The organism is Mycoplasma ovis str. Michigan (assembly GCF_000508245.1).
GTDB classification, from domain to species: domain Bacteria; phylum Bacillota_I; class Bacilli_A; order Mycoplasmatales; family Mycoplasmoidaceae; genus Eperythrozoon_A; species Eperythrozoon_A ovis.
The window spans coordinates 623211-647798 of sequence record NC_023062.1 but is presented as its reverse complement, the minus strand read 5'-3'; the positions used below and the strand labels follow the sequence as shown (position 1 = coordinate 647798).

The following is a 24588-nucleotide window of genomic DNA, read 5'->3' as shown; positions in this document are numbered from 1 at the left end:
AAGAACTCAATATAATTGGTAGAAAAGATAGAAGAACCATTACAATAATCTCTATAACATGTCTGTAGTTGCAAAGTTTCTTTCTACTTCGGCTTTTGTTTGTACTGTAGGAGGTTGCATAGGTCTTCCGTTTTATCTTCGTTCATCGTCCCCCACGACTCAAGTAGCTCCAGAAAATTTGTCCAGCCTTCGATCTACTGCGCCTGCATCAGTGACTAACAGTATTTCTAATTCTGGAGATGTTTTAGATGAAGAGGTTAAGAGCATTACTAAGGGAGCTTGCAATATCACTGATTTAGAACAAGACTTAGAAAAGTTCCTTCAAGATAAGAGTAAAAATAAAGATGATTATGTTTCAGCTGTTTGCAACAATACTAGCACCGACCAGAATTATGATGTGACTTTTGCAAAAACATGAACAGGATTATTCCCGAAGATCATTTTGACGGACCAATCTTTTGAAGGTAGTGGCAAGAAATTTGAATTGATAGCTCAAGTGATTCGAGGGGAAGGTAACATAGGAAGTACTTGGTGGGTAACTTTTGGTGGTTCAGGAGTGAAAGAGACAGTTATAGGGAGATTAGATTTTTTAGATGATAATTCTCCGACAGGTAAACGTGTAGATTCTGTGAAAATTCAAGAAGGGAATTTCAAATCTAAAGTAATATATTTGGCCTTTCCACGCCCAGAAACATTAGATTCAAAATAGAATTTTTAAATTCGGTTACTTAATTTCTAGAGTAAGGTTACTATAACAGTAAGATCCCTCAAAGACTTTTAACTAATTATTTCTTCTTTTTCTTTGAAATTTGAGAAGTAGATTTTCTTTTGGAAAGATTTACTAAATTTTCAGGAATTTTTAAGTTTAAGAAATTTTTGGGCGGCGCATAACAAGGAAAATCAAAGTCATCTGGAGTTTCAGAGTTATTAAAGCTTTCAGATTCTAGGCTTTCCTCGGAAATTACGTTAGGAATTAATCTAACTATTCCTTCTAAAACTACTGCAGAAGCTAAAGTTCCTGAAGAAATTATGTAATCACCTATAGAAATTCTCTCCGAAATAAAATGCTGAATTCTTTCATCTATGCCCTCATAGTGACCGCAAAGAAAAACTATTGTTGATTTACTTGATATTTTTTCTAACTCTCTAGATCTAGTTTGGGTAAATTTTTCTCCTCTAGGGCACAACAAAATAATATGAGCATTATTTAATAACTTGTATTGTTCTAACAATTTATATATAGGTTCTATAGATATCACCATCCCGCCACGCCCTCCACATGCAGGAAAATCAACTTGCTGATTTCATCCCTGTCTTATATTTAGAACCTTGTATACAATGGGAGATCTATAAATAGCTTTTAAAGTAATTGAGTGAATTAACCAATTAGTAAGCTCCGCGGGAAAAAGAGTGAGAAAATAAAAGGTTCTAGTTTTGTTAATAAATTAACTGAATTCTTCTTTAGATATAAGAATCTTTACTTATAAATTTTGATAATAGAAGAAATTTAGGAGTTTGTATATTCTCTCATTAGGACAGAAGGACTAATTTTTATTCAGGAATTCAACAGTAGTTTTTAGGTTGAGCTTTAACAATAATATTTCTCCTTTAGGAGATTTCATCTCCTTAATTTCCCACAAGAATAAGAATTTAGATAGCACTAAGTTACTTGGCGTTAGTTCAGATAAGGAGGTCATAGTTTCCCCTTATTCTGGAAAAAATACCAATTTAACTTGATGCCTGTTAATTTCTAATTTCTAATAACCAATTTGTGGTTAGATTGATGGATATTGAAAAAACGAGAAAATTGGCAGTAGGGCTTTACAAGAGAAAAGAGTTAGCTGTCGTTTCTTCCCAATATCACGTTTTTGAAGTCAACAACCCTAATCTCTCGAGCGAATACTTGATGTTGATTTTTAAAAAAGAATCAACAGATCTAAGACTTCTTTGAATGTGTTTTGGAGGAATTAGGGGAGAGCTTGCTTGAAAAGATTTCATAAAACTTCCCATATCAGTACCTCCTCTAGAGGTACAACAAAAAGTTGTGAATAAATATGAAACTTTAGAGAAAGTTATTCAACTTAAGAAAAAAGTTAATGAATTACTTGAAGAATGAATGGAAATTTATTACCATATTTTGTTTGATAACTTGGGAGATTTGGAAGTTTGTTTCAAGTTTTGAAAGGATCTCAGCCCCCTAAATCCAATTTTTATTTAGAAAAACTCTACTTTTGTAAGCAAGGGGGAATACCTTTTGTAAGAACAAAAGACATTTTTGAATGCAAGTTTTTAAATTCAACTTCTGAACAATTGACTGAAGCCGGATTTAAAAGATGCAAAGCTAAATTAATTCCCGAAAATGGATTGATATTTGTTGGAACGGCTGGTCGTCAAGGTGGACGTTTATTAATCAATCAACTCAAGACATTAATTATTTCTCCCAATTTGTGGGTCATTGAGGGGGGGGCAAACACAATTTGCCTATTTCTTATATTTACTTTTTGATTAGGGAAAATGTCACAAAATTAAAGAGATTATTGAACAATTCGACTGATATAGTTTCCTTTAATCTTTCAAAATTCCAAAGCTTTAAAGTCAAACTTCCGCCCCAACACTTAATTGAAAAATTCAACCAAATTTGTAGTCCAATTTTTGAACTACAAAAAAATAATGAACAAATAATTACTAAATGTTTGAGATTACAAAAATGTATTATTGAAACTCTGAATTAAATGTTCTCAATTAATCCGAAATTTTAGCCTTAAAATTTAGGTACAAACTTTTATCTTTTTAGATGAACATAAAGCTTTTTGCGGTTGTGTCGGCAGTTGCAGGTGGCTGTATTATCCTACCTTTCCTACTGAAGTCAAATAATAGTATAGAGTCAAAAACTCAGGATAATTCTCAAAAAGCTACTCCTGCTGAAAGTGAAACAATTGCAACTGAGAAACCTCATGATTTACCAAACGAAGAAACTAAGAAAAGTGCCACACAAGGAACTTGTGAAGTAATTGCTAGACCAAATGGATTAGATGGTTTTCTTGACAAGAGGGGAAAGAAAGAAGAAGATTATGTCTCCGTTAAATGTAAGAACAATGTTCTTTCTAGCCAACACATCGATCTTCCTCCCGTTTGAATAGGATTATTTCCCAAGACCTTCCTATCTTTGGAATCCACTCAAAAGATTGGAGAAAAGTTTAAGTTGAACCTTGAAACAAAGAATGAGGATGGAGACACTAGAAGTGTTATGAAAGCAGTTTTTAGCGGATCAGGATTAAAGTCTACTATTTCAGGAGAACTAGATTTGATGGATGAATTTGAAGTAGAACAACAAAGATTCTCTGTTGAAATTAAAGATGGAGGAAGAGAAGCTGAATTGATATACCTATTTCTTGCTTCTCCGCCTTAAACCATAATCAGTAGTTTTTACAGTTCTTCAATCTAATTGGTTAAGGAGAAATAGGGATACATGAGAGTGGTACAATTATTTGGTAAAAGTGTTAATCATCGAAAGTCTCTAACTCTAGATCCTTCAATTTAAGGAATTTATTGATTTAAGTAGTTAGATCTTAGAGATTACATGTCTCTAAATAAGGTTTTTGTTACGCATATATCTTTTTAAACAAATTTTGTAACTTTCTTGCCAAGATATGAATTCCAATGGTAGGCGGGTTGGGAGTTGCTGTTTCCGCAGTAGCTCCTGTGTCTTTAACTTCAACCAACTATTCCCAGTTGCAATTAACCAAGAATGGTGCTTCAAATTGCAAGGAAATTCAAAATAATAAGACTTGGGATCATAATTGGGATTCTAGGACTAAAGACTCTGGGCCATTATTTGCTTGTCTAGATAAGGGTAATCAAAACCTAAGTTTCAAGTGATTTATCAAAAATACAGACGATAAATTTGTTGATGTTGAAAAGTTAACATCTACAGATTATTCCTTGGTTTTACAACTGAAAGGAAATGTTAAAGGTGGTTTATTCATCCCTGATAAAAAATATTTTGATAGTAACAAAGAAGATGAAGACATTGTCTTTTTAAGATATAAGACATTTGAAGCTTCACATTGTAAAGTCGAAGGGAAGGATGAAAAGAATTGAAAAATTAAGTGTCCAGAGAAGTAATAAAACTTTAGACATAGATAAATAATTTATTCATTTTGTTGGGTTGTAAAGTAGGATTAGCAACTAATAAATATTGAAAAATATAGCTTGTAGATTATCAAAAAATTAAGTTTTCCTTTTTTGTTTCGTTAAGTATATTTGTTACTTTTTGTCTAAGTTCACTTTCTTAATTTAGGAAATCATTTAATTTAATATCTTGTTCTTGCATCTATAGATTTTTTGACTTTTTTCAATTGAGTTAAATCCAATTTAATTGTTAATTTGCGATTGCGGTTGTCTGGATTCAAAAGTTCAGTAAATATAAGATAAAAACAATACAAAAAAATTAATTTATGGCTTTGTCTGGGTTTTTAAGTAATTATTTATTGACTGCTGTGGCATTTGTTGGAAGTTCTACAGGAGCGGTTATAGGCACTACATTAACTAAAAAATCTGATACATTGGAACCCTCAACAGTCGTATTGTCCGAATCTAGTACTGGATCGACTGAATCTTTTCCGGAAGTTCAGGAGACAACCAATGTCAGACATCCTGCTGATGAATCCTCGGAACCTGAAAAAAATATAGGGGAAGAACGAAAGCAAACAGAGTCAGATGTTTCTACAGTAAAAGATAAGGATGAGAATAGTCCGCCTACAGCAATTGCTCGAACAGAACTTCCAGAAGAGCCAAAGAAGTCCGACTCTTTACCAGCTTCAGAATCTTCCTCTAAAGTAGAAGAGAAAGGAGAAGAAAAAGAAATGGGACAAAAAGTAGTTGTTCAACCTCAGGTTGTTCAGAAAAACTTAGAAGATAATTCTTTCGTTCAAGATAATCAAGTTGCTGAATCTACTTCCGACTCTGTTGCTTCGGAAGAAGATGATTTACATTCAGATGAAGAAAATGAGGAAGAAAGTGTTCTGACAAACAATTGGTTTTCAATTGAATCTAGAGATCCTGACGTTGTTGAAGGGGATGAATTTGCATCTAGAGAATGTGAACAAAGTTTAGTTGGAGATCAAATTACTCTTAAATGTCCTTGAAACAATTATGGTCCAAAAACCACTATTAGTTTCCATATTGATCTGAATTCAGAACCTGAATTGAAAAATAGAAATTGATCGGACTTAAAAGAAATAACAGTTACTCCTGGGTTATCCAACAATGCTATTTTGGATGTAGTGTTTTACACTCAAGGAAATTCATCAGAGGAGGTAACAGTTTTTCTGAAAGGCAGATAGTTAATATAAATTTCTTTTCTCAATAAGATTCAGGAAATTTATTTTTAATTTGTGTCGATTGGCTTAGAGTTGTTTTCCCATAGGAATTAGTTCACATTAATTCACACTAACTAATCTTGTAAAATACCCAAACTCCCTCAAAGACTTCTCCTTCAAAAAATTTTTTTAATTTATTGGAATTTTTGAAAGAACTAGTTCAAGGAAGAAGAAATATTTATTTTATTTAGTTAAATTTGCTGAATTAAGTTCAACTGTGAATGATCGAATATTAACCCTTAATGATCTGCCTCTATAAATTAATCCCTTATTCTCTTTAAGTAATTAAAAAAGTACACTAATTTGACAATCAAGGGGCAATAAATATATCTTGTCCTTCGGCATAGATGGGGAAGTAATATTAATTTTTTTCACCCCAACCCCCTCTATATCTTCCTCCCAGTCACCAATTAAAGTAGATCTAAATCTATTTCCGGTAATTGTTACTTGTCCAGTATTTTCCCCAACTTTCCCTGAATTCCAAGACTTAGATTCCAATTTTATCTCAAGCTTCTTACCTATTGTTAATTGTTTTCTTTGTTTAATTAATGTCTCAGGGAACATTCCTATTCATTTATTAGGTAATGTTGATTCAGGATCTTTATTTGTATCTTGACAAGAGACTGTTAAATAAGTGTAGTCATCTAAACCATCTTCTCAGAGCCCATTATCTAAAATCCCTTGTTTTTGAATTACTTCACAATTACCTTTACTATCATCAATTTTTTCTCTATCCACATCAATCTTTTTCACTTCCTTTTCTGTTTTGACAACCAAACTTGGATTGTTCGAGGAATTTAATTCCCCTTGATTTTTCATAAAAATTCACGGAACTGCACTACTAAACACAACTACTATTGCCAAAGAAGCTGGCCTCAAAATCATCTTCTTAGGTAAATTTCCTTAATTTTAAAATCAATAGCTTAATCAATAATTAACAATTATCGCAATGAATTGAACTTATGCATTACAAGAAATTATTCAATCAAATCTAATACTTTAAGTTACTCCTTGTTATTTTTTATGTACTAGTGGCTAAAGATTAATTAAGTCAATAAGTATTGTGGAACACGATATTTTTGTGGTTGAAGCAATTCTTGTTCATATTTTCCACTGTTGCAACTTTTGTTAAGGTCTATATTATTCAATTGGTCCAATTGATCTTCTTTTGTGCCCAGAATCTTAACATACGCATGTTTCATTATTAAACTTTTGTTTTTTAATTCAGGAAAATCTACCTTTATATTTTTGTCAGCTTGTTTTGTGACTTTAATCTTCTTCACTAAGTCATAAGACCTTCATCTTCGACCTCACTTAGTTCATCACAATCAAAAAATGGGATTTTCAGGTTTTTGTTGTCCTTGTTCAAGTTTCGGACAAACAAAGAATTCCCCTGCACTTATATTGGTAAAAATCTTATAGCATGTTTGCTTTTCATTGTTATTCAAAATCACTTTTTTACAAGAGGTCATTCATGAAACTGTAGTAGCAATAGCGCCTGTCCCGCCGATCAAACAAGTTAAACCAGAAATCCTTGCTGTTAAAAAGGACATTTTGAAAAATTATTTATTTTTAGAGACTAAAAAAACTGTATTCTTTGTTGAAGTATTTTCCCAAATTCACCATTTTCCGTTGTCAAAAAACCTAAATAAAAATTTTCCAACTTTTAAAAAGTTAGATAAAAGTTTGCTACTAGATTAGATATTTTTGTGAATACTTAAGTTCTTGCTTATAACTTCCGCAATCCAGTTCTGGATTACTTTTTTCTTTATTTTTGATAGTGCAAGATGTCTGCAGATCAATAGAATGCAATTTTTCTAAATTGTCTTTGTCAGTCCCAAAAATATCAAAATAGCCAATTGATACTTTCATCTCTTTGTTTAGTTCTGTGAATTTCACCTGAACTGATTTTTTATCTGATTGCATTTGTGTCGTTATTTTTCCTGTTTTGGTAAATGTACTACGACTAGGTTTATCTTTTGTTCATCTTAAGTAAAAATTAGGATTAGTCTCATCCCCCTTCGAGGGGCAAACTATATATTCTCCTTCTTTTGCGCTAGCGAATAATTTGTAACAAGTTATTCTGTACCTAAGTACAATCTTGCATTTTTCTTTAAAGTTTGGAATGGCCAATGAAACACCAAGTCATCCAAGTAATGTAGGAAATGCAAGAATTTTAGCTGAAAAGAAGGACACTTAATCCTTTTCCAGCTTTAATGCAGAGTAACTTTTGAACCTAAAGACTAAAAGCTTATCTTAGTAAGAATTTATCATCTAGACCACAAGAAAAGTTTTGGAAGTTTTGCAAAAAGTACTTGTTCCAATACTTTTGTTTAGGGCTCTGATATAACTTTGACAAGATAAGTGTGATGGTTTATTTCTTAAGATCGCCCCCTTTCTATTGCTCGTTTCAAAGATCAAGGAGGTATATTTTAATAACACAGGAGCGTGGAAATTCAGGTAGAGATATTAAAGCAACTTTTATAGGGAGAGGTTTTGCAATCCAAGTTGTTTTTTCTTTCTCAATTCTTTTGAGATTAGGAGAAATTTTTATTTAGTGAAATTCAAGAAAGCTTTTGAGTTGGTATTAATATAAAGGAAATATAGGAAATTATTAAGTTATTAAATGAGCCTTCTAATAAAATCCTATTCTTGTCTTCTTGTTGGAGGGGGAGTTTGTGCCGCTCCTTTTATTAATTCAAATTATTTATCCGGTTCTTCAGTTGTAAATCAACAAACAGATGTAACACAAGAAACTTCGGGGGAGGAGGATGAGTCTCGACAAGATCCGTCTACACAAAACTCCGAGCCTGTTGAAGAAGAGAAAAAAGGAGAAACTCTAGATGAACCATCAAGAGTTATTAAGCAATTGGAAAATTGTGTTGTGTTAGAAGGTCAGGATCAAGAGGTTTTTTATTTACTCCCTAAAGATAAGGAGTATATTTCCTTGTCTTGTGATAATAGCGGTCGCGGAGATGAGATAATTAATGCTAAGTGGAAGTTATGATTATCCACAAAATTATTGAAAGAGCCTAAAGAATTCTTTAACTCTGACACAAAAATTGATATTCAAACTTCTACAGCTTGAAATGATCTTGAATCGATCGAAGACTTTTATAAGACTAAATTTGTAAGTGAAATTTTCTCTTATCCAGAAATTATTGGAAGTTGGGGAGGAAAAATTTTGGGAGATTACTCAAATTGAAATCCTGATGATTCTCAGGTATATACAGTAACAATAGTTGATCCAAAATTGGAAGAAAATTTAATGTATCTGAAGTTGAAAAACTAAATTTTTTCATAAATTCTTTAGCTTTTAAAACATTAATTTTTTATTCAAAAATGTAAGAGAAAACTTATCTTCTTATCTCGATTAAAAAGGTTTTTAGTCTTACTTAGTTAAAAACTAATTGTCTTTTTCTATTGTTCCTTCAGTAAATCCCATCCCACCAATAGAAACCAAAAATTAGAACTTAAAGGTAAAAAATTAGTCTAATCGAATTCTAGAAAGATTTTGTCAGGAGATACACGGGGATCAGAAATATCAATAATCTTGATTTTGCATTTGTCTGTTTTTCATATTCCAGTTACAGAAGATTCAAAACAAGTGCTGGAAAAAACAATTTGCCGGTAACTTTCAGAAGTTTCCTCCGCTGAAGAAACTTTCATTTTTAGATCAAGCAAAGATCCTTTTGATAACTTATGACTTCCTGTCAAAAGACTGTTAGTAAACGCCCCTTTTCACTTGCTAAGAAAAATAGAATCATCGTCATCAGAAGTGTCCAAACAAGATATGTTTATAAATTGATCTTCAAATTTTTCCGCCATTCAGATCAGCAGTACTTAATTCTTCAGTAATATCTATTACTTGGCAGTTATTAATAACTTGTGCAACGGAAGCCTCTTCAGCGACTTGAGTTTCATCTTTTTGAATTTCTGGTTTTGGAGCAACTTTTTGTTCGGGAGATTCAGCAGTTGTTTCTTCTTGAGTCTTACTAGATTCAGTCTCACTAGACGTGCGGGAAGATTCTTCCGTCGGCGAGTCTGTTAAAGGAGTTTCTTCTGGAGTAACTCGGGAAGAAGAAGAATCTCTTGAATGTGTAACCGCAGTTGGTTCGGGTACCTGATCTGTTTGTAAAGAAACTGAGTTAGTATTACTCCCCTCTCCACCAACTAATAGTCAGGGAAATCCCCTCAACTCCGCATCCAATTCCGGCAACTAAAGGAAATAACTTTAGACTTACAGCCATTTTTTAAATAAAAAAGTAAATTTTGACTTAATTTTACATGCAAAAGACCTTACTTGCAGGTTAAAGCTAATTAAGTTTATGAACTTACTTGGGTATGTAATAGTCTTTTATGTGACGAAGTTCTTGTTCATATTTATTGCTGTTTGCATTACAAACTAGGTAAGGTTTATTATTTCGTTTCTGAATTTTGCATTTTTCTTTTAAGTTTGGAGAATTTAAATGTGATAAGTCTTTTATTGTCGTTCCCAAGTAATTGACATACCTAGCATTCATGTTTATGGTTTTGTTTAAGTTTTGAAGTTCAACTTTAATTGTTTCAGTGTTTTTTGGTGGATTTGTGTTTGGAATAGAAGAGACTTTAATTTGTGTAACTTCAGTGTAGTAGGTATAACCTTTATATTGTTCTATAAACCAAAATTGAAGGCCGTCCCCTCCATTAATGTCTCTGCAAAATATTAACACCCCTTCTTTCGGGTTTATAAATAACTGAGCACATTCATTGCTGTTGAACTTTAATGCGCTTTGAACCGTTGATACATTTAAAGGTAGGAGAGGTTGCGACAACCGCCCCACAACCACCTACAATAGTAGAAAGGGCAATGCTCTTAACTGAAAGGAAAGAAATTTTACTCTAGATTTACCTAGATTTTAAGGGGATTAATTTGAACTAAATTAGCTTTATTGTCCAATTCAAGAGTTATTTGTTTAGCGCTCGCAAAACTTTTAAAAAATTAATTAGTTAACTTAGGAGTTAAATAGTATCTTATATGTTTAAGCTCTTGTGTGAATCCGTTGCAATTAATTTGAGGCTTGTTATGAGAACGTGTAATTTTGCACTTTTCTTTTAGGTCTAAATTATCTAATTTCTGCAGTTTGTCAATTGATGTTACTCAATAGTTTACAACCTCATCACGCATTGTCACACTTTTGTTGGTTCCCAAAAAGTTAACTTTCTTTGCTTGAACTTTTTTATCTTTATGGGTTATTTGAGTTGTTTCTAATTTAACTTTTTTAACTTCAGTATAAGAATGTCGCCCCCGCCACTTCCCTGCAGTTTCTAGAAACCAAAAATTAATTCCATCATTTTTATATTCATCCGGACAAACTAAAAATTCTCCTGCATCAACTTGTGCAAACAATTTAGCACATTGTTGTCTAATTCTGATTGGTGTTGCGCTCACTGCACATTTAATAGAAGGGAATGATGTTGTGGTGATTGCCCCGCAACCTCCTAAAAGTGTAGAAAATACAACGCCTTTAATTGGAAGAAAAGGCATTGCAACCCAAAAACTTAGATTTTAAAAGAACTAATCTACTCTGAAAATAAACATTATCGGGAGATTTTAAGAATTAATGTTTGGGTTTTTGTATTTTTGTAATTTTCAAAAATTAGGGAATATATTTAGGGATTGCATAAGTTTGTATCTGACGAAGCTCTTGAGTATATTGCCCACATGTGATATAAGGCTTTTTATCTTGGGCTTCAATTTTGCATTGACTTAAATCTTGAGAATTTAAGTGTTGTAACTTTTCGACTGATGTACCAAATTCCTCTATATACCTAGAACTCATTGTTATGCCCTTCTTTAAGTTTTCAAACTCTACTTTAATTTCTTTAATCTTTTCCTTTGTAGAATCTGAAGGAACAGTTGAAACTTTAACTTTTTTTATTTCAGAATAAGAAGGACCTTTTCTAGTTTGCTCTCGCAACCAAAATTGATAGCCAGTATCTTGGTTAACATCTGGACAAACTATAAAAACCCCTTGTTGTAAGTTGACAAATAACTGAGCACATTGCTGTTTAACCCTCCTAATAATCTTAGGGTTTGCTTTGCAAGTAAAAATATTCTTAAGAGCGGTAGAAATTACAATGGCAGTTCCGGAACTGCCTAAAAGAGCGGAAAAAGCAATGAATTTAGCTGAAAGGAAAGACATTTCAGTCTAAATTTACTTAGTTTCCAAGAGAGGTCAAAGAGTGTTATTGGAAACTCCAAAAATCAATCCTTAAGTCCTTAATTTTCTTGTTAAATACTTTTGTGAATATTTGTATAAATCCTTAAAAATAGAATGGTTGGTAATCCAATCAATTCGCAATATATTGATTATTTAAACAACTTAATTTTTTTCCTTCAACTTTGCAATTATCTTCTAAGTTAACTCCATTGAATTTTTGTATATTCTTGTCCTTTTCACTTCGTTTCTCTCATTGATTTATAGTTAAGCTTTTTCCAGATGATGAGGAGTTTGCGCCCCCTTTAAAGGTAAAGCTTATACTATCAACATTTGTAGATATGCTTTGCACAGGATAAAAGTATTGTTTAGATCCATCATTTGTCTTAAAGTCATATTCTTTTAGTCACCACAAATAAAAAAAATATTTTTGCGGAGTACCTTCTATTGTTGGACACACTATAAGTTCACCATTTGAGAAATAAATGATTCATTTATAGCAGTACTTAGGATACCATTTAGGTTTTTTTGGAGTTACAGCCTTTTGAACCGTTTTCATCATCCCTACTAGCGCGGAGGGAACAGAAGAAATAAAACTTAAACACCCCAATGACAACACAGAACAAATAGCGTAATTTTTTAGTTGAAACATTTATCTAACATAGATAAACAAAATCAAAATCTGATTTTTGACTTTTGAATTAAATTGATTTAACTACTATTCAAGAAATAAATATAGAAGGAATAGGGTTGAAGGGAAAAACTAAGTTAATTCTAGGTGGCTTTGGTTTTCTTGGGGCAAATGGTGTCGCATGACCTATATTGAATAACAGTTATGAATTGTTTAAAAATATAAAAGACTTTAGCTGGGGGGGGCAACAACTTTAAACAAAAATTTTTATAATACTTTAGGACTTAAGGATAGTAAGTTAGACACAAAGTCAGAATCTTATTCACAGCAACACAAATTAATAGGAGATTCAATTAATTTACCTCAGGTAAATTTAAAACTTGAGAAACCTGAAGATTCTTTTTCTTTAGAAAGCTTAGATGCTACAAAGGAACATGTCTTATCAATAGTTAAGAATGTAAATCAAGAAATTAGTACTTCTGAAAGAGTCAGCGAACTTGATTTACGGTTGTCTGGACAATATGAAAACACAGTTCAAAAACATCTCAATGGAAATGAAGAGGGTAGAAAAAATATTTGGATGTTTTTCAAACTGTAAGAAATCAAATAGACAAAATATCTAAGGATAAACCAAAAATAGCTCCCTCTCTTTCCAAAGAACACAGAACTGTTTTGCAAAAGATGTATGAACTTTATAGTGAGTTAAATATTGAGAAGGATAAGCTTATTGAAAATTTAAATGAGATTCAAAAAATAGAGGAAAGCCTATCTGATGAAATGTCTCATACATTAAAGAAAAAGCCGAAACTTTCAGAAATTAAATTTGCTTTACAACAAATTGGGTGATCTTGGGAGAAAATAAAAATTACAAAAACTCTGAAAGGAAAGACTAATGTGTTCACAAATGATTGAGGGAGATGAGATAAAAATCCTTACAGACATTTTTATGAAAATGAAGGAGATTTTCAAAGAGATATATCTTCTTTAAATAAAACTTTCTTTACCATTGCAAGTAAGAGACAAGAGATCTCAAGAAATAGATCTTTTGTTTCTTGGGATAGGGCGGTTAAAAGCTTTAAACAACAAGAAGCTAAATTGCAAGAAATGGAGGAAAATTCTTCTTCTTTAATTGAGTTGAAAATTGCAAAGAAATTACTACAGTGAATGAATATTAAAAAATAAAAACTTATTTACTTTTTCTAAGAACGAAAAGCTTTACAGAAGAATTGAAAAATAGTTAATTTTTTCTAAAGCATTAATTACTTTTAGCGTTCCTTTAGTTACTTATCTTAGTTTCTGGAACCTTCTGTAATCTAATTTTTTGTCATTTTCTTCTTGGGGGAAAAGCAGGTAAAAATTAACTTGATAATGATGTTTTAAGTCGCCTTTGAGTTTAGCTTATTCAGCGGGATTTCTATCAGATGTTCCAAATCATCATTAAACAATAGTTCCAAGGTTATTCCTTGTTCAAGATTGGGAGGAGTAATCGATAATTCTTGTAATTTGGTTCAATCTTTTTCCTTTAATTCAGGCACTGAATCAGGAGAAAAGGAAAAGTTAATGTGAGTCTTTTCTGTTGAATAATTTCAGGGACATTTCAGAGAAAATACATTATCTTGTTGATTTGTCTCGCATTCTGAAATTGTCCATTCATTTTCATCTAAACTCTCGTAAACTTTTGAATCAATCGAGAATCAATTTTTGCTCTGAATTTCTTTTGCATTTAATTGCGTAGCTTCCTTAGTCAATTTTGGAACAGACTCTTGTTTTTCCTTTAAATATTCTTCTCCCTCATTCTCGTGTTTAATGTTTTGTTTAGTTGAATCAGAAGTAACTGGTCCTGATGCTGGCTGTGTTAATCTAGGCTCCTCTCGCTTTGAACTACTGCCGGCAAAATCAGTAGAAGATTGTCCTAATATTTGTTGCGACGTTTCATCAACATCATTTCCCTCGGACTTCTCGGAAGATGTGGAAGTAATTTGGTCATTGAGTTTTTCTCCTTGTTCTGATTGGGGCGGTGTGACCTCCTTAGCTCCAAGCACTCCTTCTTCAACTCGATCCCCTCCCGAATCACCATCTATTTCGGGATCTTGAGTCCCTAAATCTTCTTTATACTCAACCTTTAAGTTTTGACCTTGCAACTCACTAGTACTAGTATTGTGGGCTCCAAAAGCAGTTCCCGCAACCCCACTCCCATAAAAGAAAGTAAATATTTGGTTAAAAGGGAAGGAGAAAAAGCCAAGAAACTAACTAAATTTTTTCTGTTCTATGTTTTAAATACTCTTATCCCTCGTAACCCATAAGTTTTAGATATTTTTCCGGAGCTTCTAAAGGAACTTCTATCTCGCCACCGCCACTGTTAAATATCAAACCCACAGTTATATTGTCCATTCTAGGATAAATTGTTGATTCTGACAAATCATTTCAGTCCTTATCTTGCAGACTAGGAACTGACTTTGTCAAGAAAGAGAAATCTATATTAGTCTTGAGACCTATGTCATCATTCGTCGGGCAAGAAAAAGAAACTCTATCCACATCTATATTTCTTGTACATTCGTCGGGCATTAACTCAGTTTGTTCTAAGCCGTCATAGTTTTTAGATCTCATAGTGAATCTACTTCCTCTTAATCCACTTGTTTCTCTAGATTCAGATTCACTCGCTGAATCTTCTGGCAAAGCCAAAGGTTGAGGAGATATTTCGGAAACTGAACTTGCAAGCTCACTTTCGTTTCTACTTTCTGGAATATTAAGTTGAGATTCCAAATTTGGTTTTTGTAAAGTTGTACCTTCGCCAACAATAGAAGGAGACTGTTCCGATATTTGTTTTGTTCCTCCTGTTCCCCTTAAAGTTTCTGCATGGAGATTTCTATTGTCACTTTGTTCTTTTACTTCTTTTTTAGGTTCTGCTTCTGTTTTCTTTTTGCCTGTTGCGTCCACTCCTTCACCAGAGCGATCGCTTTCTGCACTTATGGCAGGTCCTGTAGATTCAACTGGAGTTTGCGGAAAGACAATTACTGAAGGAGTTCGTGAAACAACATCACTTCCAGTGGGTCGTTGTTCCTCAACTTGATGTGTTATTTCTCCTTGAGTTTTACCTGCATTAATAGTCCCAAAAATAGTTCCAACAACTCCACTTCCAGCACCTATAGCAGAAAGTAAATATTTTGACAATAGAGAAACGAAAGAAGCCATGAAGTTAACTTTTAACTAATTAAAAAGCCTTTAAGTTCATTCGTTTGTAGAGTTCACAAATCATGATGGCAAGTAAGACTTACATCCCTTATGTAAGTGTCGACTACGACACTTATAGTACTTACCTAATCCTTCGTCAAGTTCTTTCACCTTAGCTGGAGATAGTGAAGCATTAGTATTATCAGAAGAAAGACCAGCTTCTGAGCTAGAAGGTGTTTGAATTGACTCTTTCGAAGAATCAGCAATGGTTAAAGTACTGATTGCAACGGTTGCTGAAACAGGATTGGAAGTAAATAAAACAGTACCCGCAATACCACCTCCTATTCCTAAAGTCGTTAAAAAATACTTAACTGCTCAGGAAACAGAAAGAACCATAAGAATTTAACTAATTTTTAAAGATTATATACTTGCTACGCAAACAAATAAAACATTTGTTTTTTAACAAAAACTTCTCCCAAAACAAAAATTTATCTGTTAACTAAATTGTTTTAAATATTCCTCTGGAGCGGAAATAGGAACTCTTATTTCTTTTTCTAATTCATCCTTAAATACAAAACCTACTTGGATACTATCTTCCAGAGTATAAATATCAATCTCATTCAGCTCTTCTCATTTCTTATTTTGTAAATCTGGATAATCAGTTACAAAGAAAGAGAATCTGATATTTGTTTTAGGGGAAGAAAGATCTCATTCACAATCAAAAGTAATTTGTTGCCCTTCTATTGTCTTCTGACAAACATCAGGAGAAATTTCATTGTATTCTAGGTCATTGTAATTTCTAGAACCAATACTGAATCAACTTCTGTTTGAAGGTTTAGCTTCTGCCATCGTGGGGGCCTCAATTGGAGCTTGTTCTAGTTCCAGTTTAGGAATATCAGGTTTGGGGACATTCTCCCCTTCACCTCTTACGGGGTTATTTTTAGGAAGTTGAGGTTCTTCTTTTACTGCAGGCACTTGTTCTCTCGGATTCGAACTAGGATTGGAGTCCAATCCTAAATCTTTTGTTGATTCTTGTGGAGCTTGTGTTACAGGTTGGTTTTCTGAATTTGATTTTGTATCTTTTGGTTTTTCGTTATTTTTTTCAGTTAGATTTTCTTCCTTGGAATTAGATAGACTTTGCCCAGAATCTGTTATGTCACTTTTTAATGATTTGACTTGGGGTGTTGGGGTCTCAGAAAAACTATCTCTTTTACCTCCCTCTTGTTGTTCCAATCCATCGTTTAGGTGAGTTTCTGCTTGGACAACAACTTCTTTTGTAGGTTTATCAGAAAACAATATTCCTGAAACTGTACTTGTTATTCCCCCTGAAACTACTAAAGTCATCATTACATATTTCCCAAAAAGTGAGGAAAGGAAGGCCATAAACTAACTTAGTTTATTTTTTATGGATTCTATTTGAATTTTTTTAATTTAAATAATTTATCAAAAAAGGCTTTAAAATTGTGTGAAAACATTATTTTCTTTAAGGCATTTTGTCTTCCTTTAAATCCATTATTGTTGGGAGCTTAGCTACTGTTACAGCTGTTTCTCCTGTAGCAGTATTTTCTAATGCTTCTTTCAGGGAGGAATCAGTAACTGTGGCTACAGAAACTTCTAGTAAAGAGAGCAGTTCTGAGACTCATCAATCTTCTTTAACAACCACCGTTTCACAAGCTCGAAAACAATTAAATGAAGCTGAAAAATATCAAGAAAGAACTAAAAATCCCGATTTGTGTAGAGTTGTTTTAGCTTCTGATGAGGATAAGTCTAAGCTTCAAGCTTGTCGAACTTATCAAGATAGTTTAGAAATCGAGTTTGAATATCATGCAGGGGAATATGGAATGCCTATACCTGTGCAAGATTTGAAATTTACTCACAGTCACTTGGTTATTAACTTAACAAAGTCAGACAATACTGGTTTCAGTAATAAAAGAATGAAATTATCTGAAGAAATTCATGCCTCAAAAGGACTGATTTCTTCTTCCGTTAATGGACAAGTTTTCACAGAAAAACAGTGTCAGTTGGAAGTATCAGAAGAAGATAAAGATAAGTTACCTCATAAAGGTTGAAAGATTAATTACGTAGCAAATTCTTCTATTTAAGAATCTTTATTTTTTAGAAAAATTTAGCGAAAGAAGCGAGATTATTACCAAGTTATTAGGAAGTTTCAACTCCCTTAGAATTTAGACGACATTGACGATGAACTTTAAATTGTTGACTATTCCTTTGTCAGGAGGCATTGCAGGAGCTTCTTCTCTGATTCCTATGTCTATTTCGGGAAGCTCTTCCGATAATAATCTAGGGGAATCTACAAGATCCAAAATTAGTAGCAATTGTAAAAAAGTTAAGTCTAGAGAAGATAGCGAGGCGGATGAGAGTGTTGGTGAATTAGCTGTTTGTTTGGAGAAAGGGAAAACTATACCTAAAGAAGTGTCGTTTAAGTGATTTAAAAGCTATAAAGATCAAAATCCTGTAGAAGTTAGATGATTAACTTTGACTAGCTTAGGGATTCTAAAGGTGCAATTACAAGAGGATGATATTGGGGAAGAGGAAATATTTATTCCGGACGAAAGTGTATTTCAGGAGGAGTCTGAAATAACTTTTGTAAAACCCGCAGGCGTTGGGGAACATAAATTTAAAAGCTCAGAATGTCGAGTGGAAATGACATATATGGACTGAACAGTTAGATGCCTTTCAGGCTCTTAAATAACTCTAATTTTTGATTATTGTCGCTTTCTTTAAGTACTAGATAGTATTAATTTTTTTAATAGCTTTTCCTTAAATTAGTTCAAATATTTAAGAAAAAAATTAATTTTTTTTATTGTTAGATTTTGTCTAATATTTTCTGTAATTCCTCTAAGAATTTTGCCTCTTGTTCTGAGGAACCAATTATTGTTGGACTGGAAGATCTTCGCACGACACTTCGGCCAAACAGTTGAGATCTCAAATTATTCAAAGAACTCATAATACTTGCACTCTTTGTACCTATTGTTTTTTGCCTTCTCCTTATGGCATTATTTAAGTGAGCTCAATATGTGTCAAGATTTTTAATTTCTTCTTTTTTAATTCCAACTCCCCGTAACTCCACAAAAACTCTCTCCAAGTAATTCAATTTTTTTAATTTTTCTTGTAAATCACCCTTCTCTTTTTGTAAATTACCATTTTCTAATCGACCATCTTTATTAATTTGCTCTATTGCATCCTTTTCAGATTTTGCTCGTGCAACCTTATTTTCTTTTTCTTGTAATTGATTTTCTATGCCTTTTATTTGAGCCTCAATTTTCTGAATATCAATTCCTTTTAATGTCTGTGAAACTTTCTGCAATTCTTGTGTTTGTTGTTTGATTTGTTGTTCTAATGTCCTTTTGTCACTATCAAATGAGCTTTGTGATAACTGCATGTCTCTAATTTTTTGATCTACTTCCTCCAATATTTGTGAGTATTCTTCTTGTTTAGCTAATAACTCTAAATCACTACGGTCTAGTTGATCTTTTAACTTACTTATTTCTATATTTTTTACTTCCAGCAACTGTGAAGAAGTGTCTTGTCCTCTAAATAACCAGTCACCAGCACCTAATCCAACAGCAGTACCTCCTGTCAAAATACCGCTTAATCCCGTAATTAAAAATCTTAGGGAAGGCATAATTATTTATTTTAATTCCCTATTTTTTAGTTGACTTTCAATTATTAATCACTTCTTCTAAACGTACCTGAAAATCTGAGTTTTGACCATTGCTCACTATTCCCTTGGATTTAAGATCTCTGACTAATCGTTCTAACATCCCTGTAACAGAATCTTTTAATCCTTTCATTGCTTCTTTACGAAGATCTAATAATTTTCGCTCACGATCTTGAATTTCTTTAATTTGCGTCTTTAAAACCTCTTGCTTTTTTAATCCCTCAACAATCATTTCAAGTTTTTGAAGATCTTGAACTTTTTGAATTCTTTCATTTATTTGTTGAATTTCCTCTCCAATCTTCTTCTTTTCTCCTTGAATCTTATCTTTAAATGTTTCTAGCGAACTTTTATCTTTTTCAATTTTCAAGATTTCACTCTCTTTTCTTTGCAACTTTGCCTCTAATTGTTTTTTAGTTTTTTCGTAATTAGACTGGATTTGTTTTAACTGTCTTAAAGATTCTTTAGTATCTTGAATCTCTCCCTTCTTTTTACTTAAATCTTCTGTTAACTTTTGTAACTCTTTTTGTTTTTCCTCTAACTCCTGTAATTCCTCTACCTTTTCTTTTAGACCTGTTTCGTGCTTAATGTTTTCACTCGATAAAGATTGAAGCTTTTCCGATATCTCAGCTTTTAATTGTTCTATTTCTCGTTCTTTCGCCTCTAAATCACTTTTAATATTTTCAGAAACTGGTTGATTTCCTCCTCTAAATAGTACCCCGACAGTTGAGCCTCCAAATAGCAATCCACTTGCCCCCCCCTAGTAACATAGTTTTCCAACCAGCCATAGTTATCTAATTATCCCCCTTTTATTTTTTCATCTTGAAATAGCAGAATATTGAACTTATTTTATTTGCATACGTAAGAATGAATTTGTTTGAAATATTTTGCATTTTTAAGTGCAGTTAAATTTATTTTCCAATTAGCTTTATCTTTTTTCAATGCTGTCTAACAAATCTCTCAAATCTTTTAAAAATTGATCCTCTTTATCTTTATTTCCAATTATCTCTTCTTTCTCCAGTTTTGAACTTTCGTAGTTTCTTTGCCCCCTTGAATTTTGACCAATCAAAGTAACTAAATTAGTCCAAACTTTTTGTCGTTGGCTTTGCACAGCTTGAGCTTGTTTGGATAAAGCGTTTCTCAACGAGGATTTATAATTTTTAGTATTTTTAATTTGTTCTTGTTTAATTCCAACTCCGCGCAATTCCGAAAAAACTCTTCCCAAATAATTCAATCTTGTTAACTTTTCCTTTAAATCATTTCTTTCTTTTTGTACATTTTTACTCTCTTCCTGTGCACTTGAATTAGCTCTTTCCAAGGTATCTTTTTCTGATTTAGTTTTTGAAAGCTTATCGCCCTGTTCTTTTAATTTTGTTTGCAGTTCTTCTATTTGAGCACTAGTTGCTTTAACGCTATCAATATTCTTGTCGGCTATCTGTTCTAATGATGTTTTAGTTCTGGCTAATTCCTCCTCTTGTTGCCTAATTTTTTCTTCCAATGACTTTTTATCATTGTCAAACTGTTCTCGCTTTCCCTGTAAATCTTTCAACTTTTGTTCAATTGTTTCTAATCTAGTCTCGTAATTAGACCTTTCTTCCATCAAATCTTTGTCATTTTTCGCCAACCTACTCACTAACCCTTCAATTTCTTCATCTTTTGCCTCTAGCATTTCAGAGAAAGAAGGTTGTCCTCTCGGAAATCAACTATCTGCGCCTAATCCCATTGTTGTACCTCCTACAACAATTCCACTCAATCCAGTCATTAAAAACTTCCAAGAAGCCATAATTATTCACTTAAATCTCTAAATAAATTATTCGATGTTATTTTCAAGATTCTTTTCATTGTTTCAATAATTGTTCTACCTGAGTTTTGAATCTTTTTTTGTCTTCGTCTTTTCCAAGCAATTTTGTATTGTTTTCAAAATTACTGATTCATTGACTTAACATCCTGTCAATATAATTCCTTCAATCTGTATTTTTGCTTTTTAAAATTCAACAACTCACTTTTATAATTTTTGATTTCTCGAGGTCTTCCTCTAAAAGCCCCCTCCTCGTTGAATCCTATGAAAACTTTTTCAAGTGTTTTTAAATTTTTAATGTTCTTAATTTTTTCACTTATTTCTTCTTTTTCTTTTTGAGCTTGTTCTTTTCTAACTCGCGCCTCTTCTTTGGATTTTTCTAATGCACTTTTTCGCTCCTCAGTTTGTGAAAGCTCAGTTTCTTGCTATTTCAGTCTTGTTTCTAATTGTTTTTTGGTCTCTGAATAATCTGTTTGCTCTTTCTTTAATTTCGCTAAAGATAATTTAGTATCGTCAGTCTCCTTCTTTTTATCCTCTAATTGTTTAGTTAACTCTTTTGTAGTATTATCAAAATCTTTTTGTAGTTTCTCTAATTCTTGTAAATTTTCCTCTTTTTCCGCTAATTCTTTTTCATATTTAGCTTTTTCACTTGATACACTTTCAGTCTTCGTTGTTAATTCATCACTTAACTGTTTTATTCTTTGTTCTTTAGACTCTAACTGTGTTTTGTATTTTGCTTGTAATTCTGGCGTAACTTCAGCATTAACAACTGTGGTTCCTCGAAATTGTCTAATTCCTACTCCTACAGCTGCTCCGCCCAACAATAAACCTCCTGCCCCCCCCAGAATAAGAACCTTCGGACTAGCCATTAGAAAGAAGTTGGATTAATTCCTTCTTAAGCCTAAATACCAATCTTTTTTATTGAAATTATTTTATTTGCACTACAGTACGGTTGATGTGTTTGCAATGTTTTACAAGTACGAAATATTTAAGAGTTAACTTATAGATTTTTTGTAAAAGAGTAAATTTAAGCCCCTTTTTTAACTAACTTTGTCTAATATAGCCTTTATTTTTTCTAATAATTCCTTTTCCTTTTCTGGATTTCCAATTACGGTTTGAGTATCCATTGGCGCAACATCTCCTGCTTGTCTAGTACTTTGGCTCCCGTTTCTAATCTGTTTTGTTAAAGCATGCAAATTGCTTAATACCGCCCCCTTTTCCTTTCACAATACGCTAGTTTTGTGCGTTATAGCATTCCATAAGAATGCTCTATATTTATCCACATTTACAATTTGTTCTTTTCCATAACCAGCTTTACGCAACTCCTCAAAAATTCTTTGCAATTGATTTAATCTTTCTAGCTTTTTATTTAAACTATCTCTTTCCCGCTGTACTTTACTATTTTCTTCTCGGGCATCTAAATTAGCTTTTTTCAGTAAATCTCTTTCTGTTTTAGTGCTCTCAAGTTTAGTGGCTTTTTCTTGTAATTGTGTTTGTAATTTTTCTATATGTGCACTAGCCTCTTCAGCTTTAATTGCACCTTTTTGTGATCTTTCTAATGCATTTTTAGCCTTAGTTAATGCATCATCTTCCTTCTTTAGATGATCAGCTAATGAATTTTTTCTACTTTCAAACTGACCTGTTTTGTCTTGCAATTCTTGCAGTTGTTGTTCCAATTCTTTTAATGTTTCTTCGTAAATAGCCTGTTCGGCTAATAAGTCCTTATCTTGTTTCGACAATTCTTCTTTTAATTCACTTATTGCTTTATTCTTTTCCTCCATTAAATGCGAAGACGAAGAGGATTGGCCACCAAACAATCAGTCTCCAGCACCCAATCCGACGGCAGTACCTCCTGTCAAAATACCACTTAATCCTGTAATTAGAAATCTCAAGGAAGGCATAACTTAACTACCTAATACCTTTTATTTTTTATTTATTTTTTCTTGTCAATCCTTCAGCATTTCCTCTAAACGTGCCTGAAAGGCTGATTTGTCTTGCTCAGAACCCGATATCCCGCTGTTGGTTTTAATCCCAGCAATTAATTTATCCAACATTGCTTTAACAGAATTTCTCAATTCTTTCTTTGCTTCTGCACGAAGATTTAATAGATTTTTCTCACGTTTTTGAATTTCCTGAATTTGATCCTGTTGAACATTTTCCCTGCTCATTCCCTCAACGATCATTTCAAACTTGTCCAAATCTTTAACTTTTTGAATTTCTTGCTTCAATTGTTGCATCCCTCTTTGAATTTTCTCCTTTGCCGCCTTAATCTCGCCCTTTGCCTTCTCTAATGAATCTTTATCCTTTTCAATTTTTGACATTTCAGTCTCCTTTGCTTGTAATTGCCTTCCCAATTGTTTTAACTGACTTACAGAATCTTTAGTTTTTTGAACCTCTTCTTTTTTGTTGTTTAAATTGTCTGTTAATTGTTGTAACTCCTTTTCTTTAGCCTCTAACCCTTGTAATTCACTTGCTTTTTTCTTTAATTCTTCTTCATGTTTAGCTTTTTCACTCAACAAATGCTTAACCTTTTCCGATAATTGAGACTCTAATTGAGTTATTTCAGTTCCCTTGGCTTCTAATTCTCTAGTAACTTCTGCAGAAACTGGTTGTTTGCCTCCCCTAAAAACTACTCCTACGGTTGATCCTCCAAAAAGCAATCCACCTGCCCCCCCCATGAGCATAGTCTTCCAACTAGCCATAACTACCTAATTAAAGCTTTAAAAATGTTCCACTTATTCCTATTTTTAAACCTATTTTATTCATGCCAGAGTATTTATCGATATTTAACTAAAAATCAAAGATAATTAAATCTAGTTTCTTCTTCTCTCTATATTTTTTCAATACTGTTAAATATTTCTCTTAATTTTGCCAAAAATTCACCTTCTTTTACTGAATCTCCAATTAACTTCCCCCTAGCCAATTCATTATTATTTGTTCCTTTTCGTTCACGACCAAATAAAGTCGTTAAATCAGTTCAAACTTGCAGTCTTTTGTTTTGTAGTGACATCTTTCTTCTCGTTATGGCATTATTTAATACTGCTTTATATGTTCTGATGTCTTTGATGTCCCCTTCTTTAATTCTTTCTTTTGATAATTCTGCAAAAATCTTTTCCAAATAGCTTAATTCTTTTAATTTTTTCTGTAAACTATCTTTTTCCTTTTGAAGTTTGCCATTTTCTTCCCGTGAACTCGAATTAGTCTTTCCTAACGTTTCCATTTCCAATTTAGTTTTTGAAAGGTTATCTTCCTTATCTTTTAACTTCTTTTTTAACCCCTCTATATCAACATTTCGACTGGCTACTTTTTCTAATGATTGTTTATTACTTGTTAATTCTTTCTCTTGTCGTTGTATTTCCACTTCCAACGACTTTTTACGTTCGCTAAATTGTTCTTGCTCTCTTTGTAAACTTTCTAACTTCTGTTCAATTTCTTTCATTCTCTTCTCATAATTAGTTCTTTAATCTAATAACTCTTGTTCATTTTTTTCTAACTTACTCTCTAAATCAACAATTTCTTTATCTTTTACCTTTAGTTCTATAGAGAAAGAAGGTCGCTCCCCTGAAATTAATTTACCTGCCCCCCCCAGTCCAACGACTGTTCCTCCTGTCACAATCCCACTTAATCCAGTAACTAAAAACTTTAAAGAGGGCATAATTACTTATTTCAGATTTAATTTTCAATTGTAATCTAATTTCCTCAACTTTATTGATTAAAAGAGAACAGTCTTA

Annotated in this window: 34 protein-coding genes; 12 read left to right on the top strand and 22 right to left on the bottom strand. The window is 32.6% G+C overall.

Annotated features, from left to right (window positions below; genetic code table 4):
• The first annotated feature begins 58 nt into the window (after window positions 1-58).
• Window positions 59-709: a hypothetical protein gene (locus MR07_RS03740; protein ID WP_024071580.1), complete on the top strand. Its 651-nt coding sequence runs from the start codon at window positions 59-61 to the stop codon at window positions 707-709.
• Between the two features lie 76 nt (window positions 710-785).
• Here the strand turns inward: MR07_RS03740 and MR07_RS03735 are convergent, their stop codons facing one another.
• Entirely contained in the window at window positions 786-1319 is a 534-nt protein-coding gene (locus MR07_RS03735) for an RNA methyltransferase (protein WP_268743537.1), read from the bottom strand.
• Between the two features lie 262 nt (window positions 1320-1581).
• On the opposite strand from MR07_RS03735, the gene MR07_RS03730 reads away from it, so the two are divergent.
• From MR07_RS03730 to MR07_RS03700, 6 genes are all read left to right on the top strand, one after another.
• On the top strand, window positions 1582-1761 hold the full coding sequence (locus tag MR07_RS03730; RefSeq protein WP_043901224.1) for a hypothetical protein: 180 nt from the start codon (window positions 1582-1584) through the stop codon (window positions 1759-1761).
• Window positions 1762-1771: 10 nt separating this feature from the next.
• Window positions 1772-2218, top strand: a complete 447-nt coding sequence (locus MR07_RS03725; protein WP_144079587.1) for a restriction endonuclease subunit S — start codon at window positions 1772-1774, stop codon at window positions 2216-2218.
• Window positions 2179-2529, top strand: a complete 351-nt coding sequence (locus MR07_RS03720; protein WP_043901222.1) for a restriction endonuclease subunit S domain-containing protein — start codon at window positions 2179-2181, stop codon at window positions 2527-2529. The genes MR07_RS03725 and MR07_RS03720 overlap by 40 nt, the downstream gene beginning before the upstream one ends.
• Window positions 2530-2794: 265 nt before the next feature.
• On the top strand, window positions 2795-3409 hold the full coding sequence (locus MR07_RS03710) for a hypothetical protein (protein WP_144079586.1): 615 nt from the start codon (window positions 2795-2797) through the stop codon (window positions 3407-3409).
• A 251-nt stretch (window positions 3410-3660) separates the two neighbouring features.
• Entirely contained in the window at window positions 3661-4125 is a 465-nt protein-coding gene (locus tag MR07_RS03705) for a hypothetical protein (RefSeq protein ID WP_024071576.1), read from the top strand.
• 332 nt (window positions 4126-4457) lie between these two features.
• On the top strand, window positions 4458-5345 hold the full coding sequence (locus tag MR07_RS03700; RefSeq protein WP_043901221.1) for a hypothetical protein: 888 nt from the start codon (window positions 4458-4460) through the stop codon (window positions 5343-5345).
• A gap of 321 nt (window positions 5346-5666) precedes the next feature.
• Here MR07_RS03700 and MR07_RS03695 read toward each other — a convergent pair whose 3' ends face one another.
• The 3 genes from MR07_RS03695 to MR07_RS03685 all read right to left on the bottom strand — a co-directional run bounded on the left by MR07_RS03695 (window position 5667) and on the right by MR07_RS03685 (window position 7577).
• Window positions 5667-6266 (bottom strand): hypothetical protein, encoded by a 600-nt coding sequence (locus MR07_RS03695; RefSeq protein ID WP_024071574.1) that lies wholly within the window; start codon window positions 6264-6266, stop codon window positions 5667-5669.
• A 161-nt stretch (window positions 6267-6427) separates the two neighbouring features.
• Entirely contained in the window at window positions 6428-6934 is a 507-nt protein-coding gene (locus tag MR07_RS03690; protein ID WP_024071573.1) for a hypothetical protein, read from the bottom strand.
• A 139-nt stretch (window positions 6935-7073) separates the two neighbouring features.
• Complete coding sequence (locus tag MR07_RS03685; protein ID WP_024071571.1) at window positions 7074-7577, bottom strand: hypothetical protein; 504 nt, start codon at window positions 7575-7577, stop codon at window positions 7074-7076.
• Between the two features lie 430 nt (window positions 7578-8007).
• Between MR07_RS03685 and MR07_RS03675 the strand changes: the two genes are divergently transcribed.
• Window positions 8008-8673 (top strand): hypothetical protein, encoded by a 666-nt coding sequence (locus MR07_RS03675; protein WP_024071569.1) that lies wholly within the window; start codon window positions 8008-8010, stop codon window positions 8671-8673.
• A gap of 200 nt (window positions 8674-8873) precedes the next feature.
• On the opposite strand, the gene MR07_RS03670 is transcribed toward MR07_RS03675, so the two are convergent.
• The 6 genes from MR07_RS03670 to MR07_RS03645 form a co-directional block, all read right to left on the bottom strand.
• The gene (locus MR07_RS03670) at window positions 8874-9098 is read right to left on the bottom strand and encodes a hypothetical protein (RefSeq protein ID WP_144079585.1); all 225 of its coding nucleotides are present in this window, start codon (window positions 9096-9098) and stop codon (window positions 8874-8876) included.
• 31 nt (window positions 9099-9129) lie between these two features.
• A complete protein-coding gene (locus MR07_RS03665) occupies window positions 9130-9579 on the bottom strand; it encodes a hypothetical protein (protein ID WP_158432943.1) in 450 nt (149 codons plus the stop codon).
• 136 nt (window positions 9580-9715) lie between these two features.
• Window positions 9716-10210 (bottom strand): hypothetical protein, encoded by a 495-nt coding sequence (locus MR07_RS03660; protein WP_024071566.1) that lies wholly within the window; start codon window positions 10208-10210, stop codon window positions 9716-9718.
• A gap of 152 nt (window positions 10211-10362) precedes the next feature.
• Window positions 10363-10908, bottom strand: coding sequence for a hypothetical protein (locus MR07_RS03655; RefSeq protein WP_024071565.1), 546 nt, complete (start codon window positions 10906-10908; stop codon window positions 10363-10365).
• A gap of 112 nt (window positions 10909-11020) precedes the next feature.
• The gene (locus MR07_RS03650) at window positions 11021-11566 is read right to left on the bottom strand and encodes a hypothetical protein (protein ID WP_024071564.1); all 546 of its coding nucleotides are present in this window, start codon (window positions 11564-11566) and stop codon (window positions 11021-11023) included.
• A 121-nt stretch (window positions 11567-11687) separates the two neighbouring features.
• Window positions 11688-12233 (bottom strand): hypothetical protein, encoded by a 546-nt coding sequence (locus tag MR07_RS03645; protein WP_024071563.1) that lies wholly within the window; start codon window positions 12231-12233, stop codon window positions 11688-11690.
• A gap of 98 nt (window positions 12234-12331) precedes the next feature.
• Here MR07_RS03645 and MR07_RS04465 point away from each other — a divergent pair, with 98 nt between their 5' ends.
• A complete protein-coding gene (locus MR07_RS04465; RefSeq protein ID WP_024071562.1) occupies window positions 12332-12469 on the top strand; it encodes a hypothetical protein in 138 nt (45 codons plus the stop codon).
• Window positions 12470-12788: 319 nt separating this feature from the next.
• Window positions 12789-13394 carry a hypothetical protein gene (locus MR07_RS03640; RefSeq protein ID WP_024071560.1) on the top strand — a complete coding sequence of 202 codons (606 nt, stop codon included), beginning with the start codon at window positions 12789-12791 and terminating at the stop codon, window positions 13392-13394.
• A 194-nt stretch (window positions 13395-13588) separates the two neighbouring features.
• On the opposite strand, the gene MR07_RS03635 is transcribed toward MR07_RS03640, so the two are convergent.
• The 4 genes from MR07_RS03635 to MR07_RS03620 all read right to left on the bottom strand — a co-directional run bounded on the left by MR07_RS03635 (window position 13589) and on the right by MR07_RS03620 (window position 16766).
• Window positions 13589-14353 carry a hypothetical protein gene (locus MR07_RS03635; protein ID WP_024071559.1) on the bottom strand — a complete coding sequence of 255 codons (765 nt, stop codon included), beginning with the start codon at window positions 14351-14353 and terminating at the stop codon, window positions 13589-13591.
• 142 nt (window positions 14354-14495) lie between these two features.
• Window positions 14496-15404 carry a hypothetical protein gene (locus MR07_RS03630; RefSeq protein ID WP_024071558.1) on the bottom strand — a complete coding sequence of 303 codons (909 nt, stop codon included), beginning with the start codon at window positions 15402-15404 and terminating at the stop codon, window positions 14496-14498.
• Between the two features lie 30 nt (window positions 15405-15434).
• Complete coding sequence (locus MR07_RS03625) at window positions 15435-15779, bottom strand: hypothetical protein (protein WP_024071557.1); 345 nt, start codon at window positions 15777-15779, stop codon at window positions 15435-15437.
• Between the two features lie 99 nt (window positions 15780-15878).
• Window positions 15879-16766: a hypothetical protein gene (locus tag MR07_RS03620; protein WP_043901219.1), complete on the bottom strand. Its 888-nt coding sequence runs from the start codon at window positions 16764-16766 to the stop codon at window positions 15879-15881.
• 110 nt (window positions 16767-16876) lie between these two features.
• Here MR07_RS03620 and MR07_RS03615 point away from each other — a divergent pair, with 110 nt between their 5' ends.
• Together MR07_RS03615 and MR07_RS03610 are read left to right on the top strand one after the other, a co-directional pair.
• Window positions 16877-17485, top strand: coding sequence for a hypothetical protein (locus MR07_RS03615; protein ID WP_024071555.1), 609 nt, complete (start codon window positions 16877-16879; stop codon window positions 17483-17485).
• A 97-nt stretch (window positions 17486-17582) separates the two neighbouring features.
• The gene (locus tag MR07_RS03610) at window positions 17583-18089 is read left to right on the top strand and encodes a hypothetical protein (protein ID WP_024071554.1); all 507 of its coding nucleotides are present in this window, start codon (window positions 17583-17585) and stop codon (window positions 18087-18089) included.
• Window positions 18090-18207: 118 nt separating this feature from the next.
• On the opposite strand, the gene MR07_RS03605 is transcribed toward MR07_RS03610, so the two are convergent.
• From MR07_RS03605 to MR07_RS03565, 8 genes are all read right to left on the bottom strand, one after another.
• Window positions 18208-19026 (bottom strand): hypothetical protein, encoded by an 819-nt coding sequence (locus tag MR07_RS03605; RefSeq protein ID WP_043901218.1) that lies wholly within the window; start codon window positions 19024-19026, stop codon window positions 18208-18210.
• A 19-nt stretch (window positions 19027-19045) separates the two neighbouring features.
• Window positions 19046-19804, bottom strand: coding sequence for a hypothetical protein (locus MR07_RS03600; protein WP_024071552.1), 759 nt, complete (start codon window positions 19802-19804; stop codon window positions 19046-19048).
• 183 nt (window positions 19805-19987) lie between these two features.
• Window positions 19988-20842 carry a coiled-coil domain-containing protein gene (locus MR07_RS03595; RefSeq protein ID WP_024071551.1) on the bottom strand — a complete coding sequence of 285 codons (855 nt, stop codon included), beginning with the start codon at window positions 20840-20842 and terminating at the stop codon, window positions 19988-19990.
• Window positions 20843-21282: 440 nt separating this feature from the next.
• Window positions 21283-21726, bottom strand: coding sequence for a hypothetical protein (locus MR07_RS03585; protein WP_024071549.1), 444 nt, complete (start codon window positions 21724-21726; stop codon window positions 21283-21285).
• A 171-nt stretch (window positions 21727-21897) separates the two neighbouring features.
• Window positions 21898-22758 carry a hypothetical protein gene (locus MR07_RS03580; protein ID WP_024071548.1) on the bottom strand — a complete coding sequence of 287 codons (861 nt, stop codon included), beginning with the start codon at window positions 22756-22758 and terminating at the stop codon, window positions 21898-21900.
• A 21-nt stretch (window positions 22759-22779) separates the two neighbouring features.
• A complete protein-coding gene (locus MR07_RS03575) occupies window positions 22780-23559 on the bottom strand; it encodes a coiled-coil domain-containing protein (RefSeq protein ID WP_144079583.1) in 780 nt (259 codons plus the stop codon).
• A gap of 128 nt (window positions 23560-23687) precedes the next feature.
• Window positions 23688-24296 carry a hypothetical protein gene (locus MR07_RS03570; RefSeq protein ID WP_024071546.1) on the bottom strand — a complete coding sequence of 203 codons (609 nt, stop codon included), beginning with the start codon at window positions 24294-24296 and terminating at the stop codon, window positions 23688-23690.
• A 21-nt stretch (window positions 24297-24317) separates the two neighbouring features.
• A complete protein-coding gene (locus tag MR07_RS03565; RefSeq protein ID WP_024071545.1) occupies window positions 24318-24512 on the bottom strand; it encodes a hypothetical protein in 195 nt (64 codons plus the stop codon).
• Between the last annotated feature and the right edge of the window lie 76 nt (window positions 24513-24588).